10 protein-coding genes are annotated in these 10,913 nt (G+C 67.4%); 8 read left to right on the top strand and 2 right to left on the bottom strand.

What is annotated here, in order from left to right; translation table 11 throughout:
- On the top strand, nt 1–91 hold a 91-nt coding region (locus ABE957_RS18090), incomplete at its 5' end, for an IS3 family transposase (protein ID WP_349758910.1).
- Between the two features lie 68 nt (nt 92–159).
- Here ABE957_RS18090 and ABE957_RS18085 read toward each other — a convergent pair.
- Nucleotides 160–984, bottom strand: coding sequence for a carbon-nitrogen hydrolase family protein (locus tag ABE957_RS18085; protein ID WP_349760060.1), 825 nt, complete (start codon nt 982–984; stop codon nt 160–162).
- Between the two features lie 313 nt (nt 985–1,297).
- Here ABE957_RS18085 and ABE957_RS18080 point away from each other — a divergent pair, with 313 nt between their 5' ends.
- Complete coding sequence (locus tag ABE957_RS18080; protein WP_349760059.1) at nt 1,298–2,125, top strand: helix-turn-helix domain-containing protein; 828 nt, start codon at nt 1,298–1,300, stop codon at nt 2,123–2,125.
- 105 nt (nt 2,126–2,230) lie between these two features.
- Here the strand turns inward: ABE957_RS18080 and ppsR are convergent, their stop codons facing one another.
- Nucleotides 2,231–3,064: a posphoenolpyruvate synthetase regulatory kinase/phosphorylase PpsR gene (ppsR, locus tag ABE957_RS18075; RefSeq protein ID WP_349760058.1), complete on the bottom strand. Its 834-nt coding sequence runs from the start codon at nt 3,062–3,064 to the stop codon at nt 2,231–2,233.
- A 311-nt stretch (nt 3,065–3,375) separates the two neighbouring features.
- Here ppsR and ppsA point away from each other — a divergent pair, with 311 nt between their 5' ends.
- The 6 genes from ppsA to ABE957_RS18045 form a co-directional block, all read left to right on the top strand.
- Nucleotides 3,376–5,748, top strand: coding sequence for a phosphoenolpyruvate synthase (gene ppsA / locus ABE957_RS18070; protein ID WP_349760057.1), 2,373 nt, complete (start codon nt 3,376–3,378; stop codon nt 5,746–5,748).
- 216 nt (nt 5,749–5,964) lie between these two features.
- Nucleotides 5,965–6,495 carry a (2Fe-2S)-binding protein gene (locus ABE957_RS18065; protein WP_349760056.1) on the top strand — a complete coding sequence of 177 codons (531 nt, stop codon included), beginning with the start codon at nt 5,965–5,967 and terminating at the stop codon, nt 6,493–6,495.
- A complete protein-coding gene (locus ABE957_RS18060; RefSeq protein ID WP_349760055.1) occupies nt 6,482–8,803 on the top strand; it encodes a xanthine dehydrogenase family protein molybdopterin-binding subunit in 2,322 nt (773 codons plus the stop codon). The genes ABE957_RS18065 and ABE957_RS18060 overlap by 14 nt, the downstream gene beginning before the upstream one ends.
- A gap of 99 nt (nt 8,804–8,902) precedes the next feature.
- Nucleotides 8,903–9,901 carry an XdhC family protein gene (locus ABE957_RS18055; RefSeq protein WP_349760054.1) on the top strand — a complete coding sequence of 333 codons (999 nt, stop codon included), beginning with the start codon at nt 8,903–8,905 and terminating at the stop codon, nt 9,899–9,901.
- A 26-nt stretch (nt 9,902–9,927) separates the two neighbouring features.
- Nucleotides 9,928–10,527 carry a nucleotidyltransferase family protein gene (locus tag ABE957_RS18050; protein ID WP_349760053.1) on the top strand — a complete coding sequence of 200 codons (600 nt, stop codon included), beginning with the start codon at nt 9,928–9,930 and terminating at the stop codon, nt 10,525–10,527.
- Between the two features lie 132 nt (nt 10,528–10,659).
- Nucleotides 10,660–10,913: helix-turn-helix domain-containing protein (locus tag ABE957_RS18045; protein ID WP_349760052.1), on the top strand; the 254-nt coding region annotated here is incomplete at its 3' end.

The raw sequence follows: 10,913 nt of genomic DNA, 5'->3' as shown, positions 1-10,913 counted from the left end.
CATCCATTACTACAACCACGAACGCATCAGGCTGAAACTAAAAGGCCTGAGCCCCGTGCAGTACAGGACTCAGGCCTTGGGCGCTGGCTGAATGAACCGTCCAACTATTGGGGGTCAGTTCAGCGCCTGGATGGGGGCTTTTTCGTAGCGGTGACCGGGCTAGGCGCCGCGCACGGCGAGGCTCTCGTAGTCGGCCAGCACGTCCTTGCGGAAGGGAAGTCTTGCGCGGACGTCGCCGATGACCTCGCGGTCGATGGTGATGACCTGGAACGCCTCCTCGTCCCCCAGCACCGTGGGATGAACCGTATTGTCGATCCATGGCGGGCAGAGCATCGACTGGCCAAAACTCGGGCCGCTGCGGTTGACGCTCAAGAAGTAGACCTGGTTCTCCAGGGCCCGCGTCGTGACGAATTGCTGCCAGGAGTGGAAGGAGAGGTCCTTCGAAAAGGCCACGGGGTGCAGGATGACGTCGACCGCTAGCTCCCGACAGAGACGGCGAGAGAGTTCAGGAAAACGCATGTCGTAGCAGATGATGATGCCCGCCCTGACGCCATCGATCTCGAAGACGGACAGCTGGTCGCCACGCGTGAAGTACGTGAACTCGTGCGAGTCACCATACTCGGCCGTGTGCATCTTGTCGTAGTGCGTCAGGTAGTCGCCATGGCGGTCGATCACGACCTGGCTGATGAAGGTCTGATCCCCCTTTCGGCGGGGGGTGCCATAACAGACCGCCACCTGGTGCTCCCGGCAGAAGGCGGCAAACCGCGCGTAGAACTCGCCTTCCAGGGTTTCGGAGAACTCGTCGATACGCTGAAAGTTCTCTTTCGAGTACTCCATCGTCGCCAGTTCCGGCAGGACGATCAGGTCAACCGGCTGAGTGCGTATCTGATCGCCGAGCCGGTCGATGACCGACTCGACGTGGGCACGCTGCTTCTCTCGGGTGTCGATGGCAGGGATATGAATCTGTGCTGCGAGTATGCGCATACCGATGCGACTCCGTTAAGGTCGATTTCTTATAAACGCTTTGTTCGAGAGGGATGGTAATCACGTGCACGTTGCCGGGTAAGATTCGCTGATTCTTTTTCATGACGTCGGTTTATGCGGCTTGGGCATCAGTTGGCGAAGGCGTGATGCCCCCATCCTGTGCAGCATGTATACTCACCCTCCGCGGGCGTGGCTCCCTCCTTGTTCGCGTGATCCCTTCCCGACGTGGCGGTGCCGGATCGCTGCATGGACCCGAGCAAAGACGGCCAAGGTTTCACTTTTCTATCGGTCGTTCAACAATCTAGAGGCGTTGATGAGCAAGCAATATCTTGCCGACAATCTACGGCTGCTGTGCAGCTACAAGAAGTCCATTTCGGGCGTATGCCGTGAGCTGGAGATCAACCGCCAACAGTTCAACAAGTACTTGAGTGGCAATACCACGCCCTCCGGCAACAACCTTCGCAAGATCTGCGACTACTTTGGCGTCGAAGACCATGAGATTCGGATGCCCCAGGAGGAGTTCGCCAGGATCGTGCAGTCTCGCCCCCTGGTGATCCCGGGGGCGGGGCCAAGGCAGCGACCGGAAATCGAACTGCTCGAGGAGCTCTTCCAGCGCGGCAGTGAAGACCTGTCAAAGTACGAGGGGTCGTATTACATCTATTATTATTCGACCTCGTATCCCGGGCGGGTGCTCAAGGCCTACGGCGTCATCTATGAACAGGAGGGCCGGCATTTCTTCAAATGGATCGAGCACCTGTCCCTTGCCGGAACCAGCAGGAGCGATGGCTTCATCTACAAGCTCAAGGGCATGGTGCTCGGCTTGAGCAACCGGATCTTCGTGTCCGGTTACGAGCAGATCATGAAGAATGAGCTGGTACACCTGATTCTCTATCCCACCTACAAGAACAAGGTGTCGCGCCTTTCTGGGCTGCTGCTGGGCGTCTCGGGCGCGGACTCGCGAGAGCCGGTCAGCCAGCGCGTGGTCTTTTCCTACCTCGGCAAGCACATCAGCCACCGCGCCGCCCTCAAGCGCTGCGGCATCTATGAGACCGACTCCGACGAGGTGGACCCGGAGATCGAGGCGCGCATCCAGAATCGCATCGATCCGGAGGTCGGCGTGTTTCGCGCCTTGCCGCTCTAGGGGCGCCCGCGAAGTGGGGCAGAGGGAACTGCCGATCTCGCGATCACGCCGTGCCCTCGAGGCGACCAGGCCCTCCTCGCGATTTCCCGCCGTGTGCGCAGCGGCTCACCTCGGCGAGAAGCGGCGGGTGAGGCCGGTCTCGGCGATCATCCGCGTGGAGATCTCCTCCACCGAGAAGCGGGTGGTGTCGATGTAGGGCACGTGCAGCTGGCGATAGAGCCCCTCGGCCTGCTCGACCTCCTGGACACACTGGTCCATGGAGCTGTAGCGGCTGTTGGGCCTGCGCTCGTGGCGAATCGCCGCCAGCCGGCGGGGATCGATGGTCAGGCCGAACAGCTTGTGGCGATGCGGCGCCAGTACCTTGGGCAGCTTGAGGCTGCCGTTCTCGTCCAGGTCGTCCTCGGTGAGCGGGTAGTTGGCGGCGCGTATGCCGAACTGCAGCGCCAGGTAGAGTGAGGTCGGCGTCTTGCCGCAGCGAGAGACGCCCACCAGGATGATGTCGGCCTGGTCGTACTGGTGGGTGCGTGCCCCGTCGTCGTTATCCAGCGCGAAGTGCACCGAGTGGATGCGGTCCATGTAGACGTCGTCGCGGCCGATGGCGTGGGTGCGCCCGACGCTGTAGGAGGAGTGGGCCTCCAGCTCCTCCTCGAGAGGCTTCAGGAAGGTCGAGAAGATATCGACCTTGAAGCCCGGCGCCTCGCGAATCACCGCGCGGATCTGCTCGTCGACCACGGTGTCGATGATGATTGGCTGTTCGCCGTCGCGCACCGCCGTGGCCTCGATGATCGCCACCAGGGTGCGGGCCTTCTCGAGGGAGTCGATGTAGGGCTTGGTGAGCATGCGGATCTCGACGCTCTCGAACTGGGCCAGCAGGCTGCGGCCGAGACTCTCGGCGGTAATGCCGGTCCCGTCGGAGATGAAGAAGGCAGTGCGCGTCATGGCGGGTCGCTGTCGTCCGGTCGAGTGGAGCTTCATTGTCGGCGCTGGTCGCGGCCGCGACAAGGCCCAGGCGGTGTGGCACCGGGGCGGGCCACTACAGGAAACGGGCCCATGGGCTCGCTGTTGTAAAAATCCTCCAGTGACTTCGATGTTAGACCAATGGCGAATATGGAAAGCCGCTGGTAGAGTCGCCAACATCCCATCATGCCCCGGTCCTTCGAGTGAGACCCGCGAGCTAGACCCTCGAGTCAGCCCCGCGAGCGAGGCCCGCCGGCGTGATGCACCCGTCGACGATTTTTCTGGGAGGTCTCATGGACGATTACATTCAGTGGTTCGAGCACTTGGGCATGGCGGACGTCGAGCGAGTCGGCGGCAAGAATGCCTCCCTGGGCGAGATGATCTCCAACCTGGCCGGTGCGGGCGTCACCGTCCCCGGCGGCTTTGCCACCACGGCGCATGCCTATCGGGAATTCCTCTCCCACGAGGGGCTGAACGATCGCATCAACCAGGCCCTGGCGACCCTGGATGTCGACGACGTCAACGAGCTCGCCCGCGTCGGCGCCCAGATCCGCCAGTGGGTCATCGACACGCCGCTGCCGCCGACCTTCGAGCAGTACCTGCGCGAGAGCTACGAGGCGCTGGCCGCCAAGCACCCCAACCTCAAGGTGGCGGTGCGCAGCTCGGCCACGGCCGAGGACCTGCCCGACGCCTCCTTCGCCGGCCAGCAGGAGACCTTCCTCAACATCGAGGGCTTCGACAACATCAAGCGCGCCGTCCACGAGGTCTTCGCCTCGCTGTTCAACGACCGGGCCATCTCCTACCGCGTGCATCGTGGCTACGCCCACGAGAACGTGGCGCTGTCGGCGGGCATCCAGAAGATGGTGCGCTCCGAGACCGGTGCCTCGGGCGTGATGTTCACCCTGGATACCGAATCCGGCTACCGCGACGCGGTCTTCGTCACCGCCTCCTGGGGCCTGGGCGAGACGGTGGTGCAGGGCGCCGTGAACCCCGACGAGTTCTACGTGCACAAGTCGACCCTGGCGGCGGGGCGTCCGGCGGTGCTGCGTCGCAACCTCGGCTCCAAGCTGATCAAGATGATCTACACCGACGACACCAGCGCCGGCAAGTCGGTGGCGACCGTCGACGTGCCGCTGGCCGACCGCGGGCGCTTCTGCATCAATGACGAGCAGATCATGGACCTGGCCCGTCAGGCGGTGACCATCGAGCAGCACTACGAGCGTCCCATGGACATCGAGTGGGCGCTGGACGGCGACGACGGCAAGCTCTACATCGTCCAGGCGCGTCCCGAGACCGTGGTCTCCCAGCAGGAGGGCGGCAAGCTCGAGCGCTTCCAGCTCAAGGAGAAGGGGCGCACCCTGGTCTCCGGCCGGGCCATCGGCCAGCGCATCGGCAGCGGGGCGGTGAAGGTGGTCTTCTCCCCGGACGACATGCAGAAGGTCAACCCCGGCGACGTGCTGGTCACCGACATGACCGACCCGGACTGGGAACCGATCATGAAGCGGGCCTCGGCGATCGTCACCAACCGCGGCGGACGCACCTGCCATGCGGCGATCATCGCCCGCGAGCTGGGCATTCCGGCCGTGGTCGGCTGCGGCGATGCCACCGAGATGCTGGCCGACGGCCGCGACGTCACCGTCTCCTGCGCCGAGGGCGATACCGGCCACGTCTACGAGGGCCTGCTGGACTTCGACCGCCGGGTGACCAGCGTCGATGCCATGCCCGAGATCCCCTTCAAGATCATGATGAACGTCGGCAACCCGGATCGCGCCTTCAGCTTCGCCAGCCTGCCCAGCGCCGGCGTCGGCCTGGCGCGCCTCGAGTTCATCATCAACCGCATGATCGGCGTGCACCCCAAGGCGCTGCTCGAGTACGACACCCTGCCCGCCGACCTGCAGCAGACCATCGACCTGCGCACCGCCGGCTACCCGGACCCGGTCGAGTTCTACGTCGAGAAGCTGGTCGAGGGGATCTCCACCCTGGCCGCCGCCTTCTACCCGCAGCGGGTCATCGTGCGCCTGTCGGACTTCAAGTCCAACGAGTACGAGAACCTGATCGGCGGCAAGCTCTATGAGCCCGGCGAGGAGAACCCCATGCTCGGGTTCCGCGGCGCGTCGCGCTACATCTCCGAGTCTTTCCGTCCCTGCTTCGAGCTGGAGTGCCGGGCGCTGAAGCGGGTGCGCGAGGTGATGGGCCTGGACAACGTCGAGATCATGGTGCCCTTCGTGCGCACCCCCGACGAGGGCCGCCAGGTGGTGGAGCTGCTGGCCGCCAACGGCCTTACGCGGGGCGAGAACGGCCTCAAGGTCATCATGATGTGCGAGCTGCCGGCCAACGCCCTGCTGGCCGATGAGTTCCTCGAGTACTTCGACGGCTTCTCCATCGGCTCCAACGACCTGACCCAGCTGACCCTGGGGCTGGATCGCGATTCGGGCATCGTCGCCCACCTCTTCGACGAGCGGAATCCGGCGGTCAAGAAGCTGCTCTCCATGGCCATCCAGGCCTGCCGCGCCCAGGGCAAGTACATCGGCATCTGCGGCCAGGGGCCTTCGGATCATCCGGACCTCGCCAAGTGGCTGATGGAGCAGGGCATCGACTCGGTCTCCCTGAACCCGGACGCGGTCCTCGAGACCTGGTTCATGCTGGCCGGCGAGACCCTCGGCTAGGCCATCTTCCGTTCTCCGCGGTCACCGACCCCGCCTCTCGAGGCGGGGTTTTTCATGGGCGTGTGAGCGAGGCGTCGAGGTCTGAAACGGGGTCGAGTCGACACACATTGTCAGCCTGCTAACATTGATCCCGATCAAGTTCCTACAAGAGACGCCGGCTCACGGCGCATGCGCGGCGCCAAGCGCCGCCCTGTCGACCACCTGAGGAGAAGTCCCTTGGCCACTTTTACCCTGAACGGCGAGCCGGTCAGCGTCGAGGTATCCCCCCAGACCCCCCTGCTGTGGGTGTTGCGGGATCATCTCGGCATGACCGGCACCAAGTTCGGCTGCGGCATCGCCCAGTGCGGTGCCTGCACCGTGCATCTCGATGGCGAGGCCACCCGTACCTGCGTGCTGCCGGTCTCCGCCGCCGAAGGCGCCGAGATCGTCACCATCGAAGGACTCTCGGACGACGACGACCATCCCCTGCAGCAGGCCTGGCGCGAGCAGCAGGTGCCCCAGTGCGGCTACTGCCAGTCGGGCCAGATCATGCAGGCTGCCGATTTCCTGACCCGCAACGCCGATCCCAGCGATGAGGAAGTCACCGAGGCGATGGCCGGCAACCTGTGTCGCTGCATGGCCTACCGGCGCATCCACCGGGCGGTCAAGCGCGCCGCCGAGATCACTCAGGCCCGCGAGGCGAGCACCGCCGGTGTCGGCGTCTTCGATCCGGCCCGCGCCAAGGAGGTGACCCATGGCCAGGTTTGATGATGAGCTGGCGGCCGTCGAGGCCCGCCAGGGCGAGGCGCGAGGCATCTCGCGCCGCGGCTTTCTGATCGGCACCATGGCCGGCTCGGCGATGCTGGCCTTCGGGCTCTCCGGCATCGCCGAGGCGGCGAGCGGCTCCGCCAGCGAGGCGCTGGCCGCCGGGCGCTACGAGCCGACGATCTGGTACGCCATCGCCCCCGACGGCACTGTCACGGTGCACATCACCAAGGCCGAGATGGGCCAGCACGTCGCCACCAGCCTGGCGCGCCTGGTCGCCGAGGAGCTCGAGGCGGACTGGTCTTCCATCGAGGTGGTCTACGTCGACAGCGACCCCAAGTGGGGCTACATGGTCACCGGCGGCAGCTGGTCGGTGCACCACAGCTACCTGCCGCTCTCCCGGGCCGGCGCGGCCGGGCGTATCGCGCTGATCGAGGCCGGTGCCAAACTGCTCGGCGTCGACGCGGCCGACTGTCGCGCTCGACAGGGCCGAGTCATCAGCGGTGACCAGTCGATCGGCTTTGGGGAGATCGTCGCCCAGGCCGGGCTCGAGCGCCGCTTCTCCGAGGAGGAGCTTGCACAGATCACCCTGAAGCCCGCCGCCGAGCGCCGGGTGCTCGGCACCCAGGGCGGCGCCATGGACGTGCCGGCCAAGGTCAACGGCGAGGCGATCTACGGCATCGACGTCAGCGTCGAGGGGATGCTCCATGCGCGCCCGGTGCTGCCGCCGACCCGCTTCGGCTCCAAGCCGCTCTCGGTGGATGACAGCGCGGCGCAACAGGTCGAGGGCTATCGCCAGACTATCGAGCTCGACGACCCCTCCGGCGTCTGCCAGGGCTGGCTCGCGGTGATCGCCGACAGCACCTCGGCGGCGATGCGTGCCGCCGACGCCCTGAAGGTCGAGTGGCAGCGCGGCGACAGCTATGCCGTTACCGAGGCAGACCTCCAGGCGCAGGGCCATGCCCTGGTCGAGGCGCCGAGCCGCGATAACGGCTCGCTGTTCGTCGACATCGGCGACGCCGCCGCCGGCCTCGAGGGGGCGAGCCGGGTGGTCGAGTCCACCTACACCACCTCGAGCGTGCTGCACTTCCAGCTCGAGCCGGTCAACGCCACCGTGGTCGAGCAAGACGGCCACTGGCACGTGCACTGCGGCAACCAGCAGCAGACGCTGGCGGTGGGGATGCTGGCCAAGGCCCTTGAGGTCGATGAGAGCCAGGTCACCCTGCACCAGTACTACCTGGGCGGCGGCTTCGGGCGGCGCCTCTACGGCGACTACACCATCCCGGCGGCGCTGGCGGCCAAGGCGCTGGGGCGCCCGGTGAAGATGCTCTTCACGCGTCCCGACGACACCCGCTTCGACTGCGTGCGCTCGCCCTCGGTGCAGCGCCTGCGCTCCGGGCTCGACGACAGCGGCCGGGTGGTAGCCTCCGAGCATGCCGCCGCCGCCGGCTGGCCATCGGCCGCCATGGCGCCGGCGTTTCTCGCCGAGACGGTCGAGAACGGCGGCAAGGTCGACTCCTTCGCCATCAGCGGGGCCGATCACTGGTACGACGTCGGCGCCCAGCGGGTCTGGGCCCAGCAGAACCACAAGGCCCACGAGGTCTTCGTGCCGGGCTACCTGCGCTCGGTGGGACCGGGTTGGACGACCTGGGCCGTGGAGCAGCACATCGACGAGCTGGCGCTGGCCGCCGGCGAGGATCCCGCGCGCTTCCGGCTGAACCTGCTCAGGGCCGAGGGCCGCAACGCCGGTCAGGCGCCGCATAGCGTTGGCGGTGCCGAGCGCCTGAAGGCCGTGCTCGAACGGGCCATGGCCAAGGCCGACTGGGACGGCCGCGACAGCCTGCCCGACGATGTCGGCATGGGCGTCGCCCTGACCTTCGGCCAGGAGCGCAACATGCCGACCTGGGTCGCCTGCATCGCCCGGGTCCGGGTCGATCGAGGAGACGGCACGGTCAAGGTCGAGCGGCTGACCACGGTGGCCGATGCCGGCACCCTGGCGCATCCCGACGGCGCCATGGCGCAGCTCGAGGGCTCGCTCTTGTGGGGGCTCTCCATGGCCCTGCACGAGGGCACCGAATACGAGAAGGGTAAGCCCAAGGCGCTGAACCTCGACGCCTACACGCCGCTGCGCATGGATCAGGTGCCCGAGATGGATCTCGAGTTCGTCGATAGCGACGCCATGCCGGTGGGCCTGGGCGAGCCGGGCACCACGGTGGTGGCGCCCGCCATCGCCAACGCCATCCAGCATGCCGTCGGCGTGCGCCTGCGCGACATGCCGATGCGTGCCGAGGCGCTCAAGGCCGCGCTCTAGGGGCGTCCTCTCGGACCGCCCTCCATCAGGGCGGTTCGCCCGTGCCGTCACGCCCCGCCCCGGAACGCCCGGGGCGGGGCCTCTTGAATGAGACCTATCATGCAACACCTTGATCTGACGGTGATCCGCCAGGCGCTGGCCTGGGCACGAGCGGGCGAGACGCTGTGGCTCTGTACGGTGCTCTCGACCTTCGGCTCCTCGCCCCGGGAGCCCGGCGCCTGGCTGGTGGCACGCTGCGACGGGGCCCACGTGGGATCGCTCTCCGGCGGCTGCGTCGAGGAGGACTTCCTCGCGCGCCTGGCCGACGGCGCCTTCGCGGCGCCGGTGCAGCGGGTGCGCTACGGCGAGGCCGAGGACGGCCTGAGCGGCCCGGGCGTGACGCTGCCCTGCGGCGGCGTCCTCGAGGTGCTGGTGGAGCGGCTTGCCCCGGGGCTCGAGACCCTCGCGCACCTCGAGGCGCTGGAGGCGGCCCTGACCGGCCAGCGCCCGCGGCTGCGCCGCGTCGACCTGGCAAGCGGCGAGTGCGTCCTCGAGGACGATACCGGCCTCGGCGCGCGGGTGCTCTGGCCGGAGGCCCCGAACGGCGAGGCGCCGAGCCACGTCCGGCTGCGCGTCGGTCCCGCGGCGCGGCTGGTGCTGGCGGGCATGTCGCCGGTCGCCGAGGCCTGCGCCGAGTTCGCCCAGCGCCTGGGCTTCGAGGTCATCGTCTGTGACCCGCGCCCGCAGGCGCTCGAGGGACTGGCGCTGGCCGGCGTCGAGCGGGTGGCGTCGCTGCCCGCGACCTTCATCGCCGACGGCGGCTGCCACGCGGCCACCGCCGTGGTGGCGCTGACCCACGATCCCCGCCTCGACGACCTGACGATGATCGAGGCGGTGACGAGCGAGGCCTTCTATATCGGCGTGATGGGCTCGCGGAAGACCTCCGCGGCCCGGGCCGAACGGCTCAGGCGCAGCGGCGGCCTCAGCGAGGCCGAGCTCTCCCGCCTGCACATGCCGATCGGCCTCGGGCTCGGCAGCAAGACGCCGGCGGAGATCGCCTTGGCGGTGATGGCCGATATCGTTCGGGTACGCCGCGGCCGCGCCCGGGATGATCTGTGAGGGCGGATCACAACGCGAATCGCCTCGTGACCCTGGTGATGGCGGCAGGGCGCTCGCGGCGCTTCGGGCCCGCCGACAAGCGCCTGGCGCGCCTACCGGATGGCCGCACCCTGCTGGCAGCGAGCCTCGAGGCAAGCCTCACCCTGTCGTCGCGGCGCGTGCTGGTGGTGCGGGCCGGCGAGAGCCTCGCCTCGCTGGGGCTCGATGTACCCGGGCCTGAGGCACCTCGGCGTCTGGTCGCCCCGAACGCCGACGAGGGGCTCGGGGCGAGTCTCGGCGATGCCTTTGCGTGGCTGCTCGAGGAGCCCGGCCTGGGCGACGTCGAGGCGGCGGCGGTGTGGCTCGGCGACATGCCCGCCATCGCGCCGGCCACCTGTCGACGCCTGGCGGCCGCCGCCGCGCCCGGGCGCATCGTGCGGCCCAGCCACGACGGGCGCCCCGGCCATCCGGTACTCTTCGGTCGGGCCTTCTGGCCGCGCCTGGCCACGCTCGCCGGGGAGCAGGGCGCTCGCGGCGTGATCGCCGCCCATCCCCGGGCCTGCCGGGAAATCGAGGTCGAGGACGGCGGCGTGCATCGGGATGTCGATACGCCGGCGATGCTCAAAAGCCTGCCCGGCGCCTCCTGAGGGCGACGTGACGGCGCTGCCGATGCGGCCGATGCGGCCGCGCCGGTAGCCGATCTGCTAGATGCAACAGCGCCCGGCCGATGAACTGCACCCCGAAAGTTGGACACCCAATCCAACCTTCGGGGTGTTTCTATGAGGAACCAGTACAGCGACCAGTTTAAGTTGCAAATGGTGCAGCAATACCTGGATGGGGATGCCGGCCTAGAAGTGGTCGCCCACCACTTTGGTCTGGACTATTCCATGGTTAGGCGATGGGTGGAGCTGTACCGGCAGCATGGTCCTGCAGGATTGCGCCAGACACGCCGTCACTACAGCCCAGCGTTCAAGCGCGAGGTGCTGGAAAGGATGTGGCGCGACGGCTTGTCAATCCGTCAGGCCGAGGCCCT

Origin of the sequence: Halomonas pelophila (assembly GCF_040196315.1) — a bacterium.
In the GTDB taxonomy this organism is placed as follows: Bacteria; Pseudomonadota; Gammaproteobacteria; order Pseudomonadales; family Halomonadaceae; genus Halomonas; species Halomonas pelophila.
The sequence above is the reverse complement of the archived record's forward strand: the minus strand, read 5'-3'. Positions and strand labels throughout refer to the sequence as shown.

Bases quoted from the DNA above. Each gene is read 5' to 3' on its own strand.
- ABE957_RS18085 (WP_349760060.1), bottom strand. From the start codon at position 984: ATGCGCATACTCGCAGCACAGATTCATATCCCTGCCATCGACACCCGA.
- ABE957_RS18080 (WP_349760059.1), top strand. From the start codon at position 1,298: ATGAGCAAGCAATATCTTGCCGACAATCTACGGCTGCTGTGCAGCTAC.
- ppsR (WP_349760058.1), bottom strand. From the start codon at position 3,064: ATGACGCGCACTGCCTTCTTCATCTCCGACGGGACCGGCATTACCGCC.
- ppsA (WP_349760057.1), top strand. From the start codon at position 3,376: ATGGACGATTACATTCAGTGGTTCGAGCACTTGGGCATGGCGGACGTC.
- ABE957_RS18060 (WP_349760055.1), top strand. From the start codon at position 6,482: ATGGCCAGGTTTGATGATGAGCTGGCGGCCGTCGAGGCCCGCCAGGGC.
- ABE957_RS18055 (WP_349760054.1), top strand. From the start codon at position 8,903: ATGCAACACCTTGATCTGACGGTGATCCGCCAGGCGCTGGCCTGGGCA.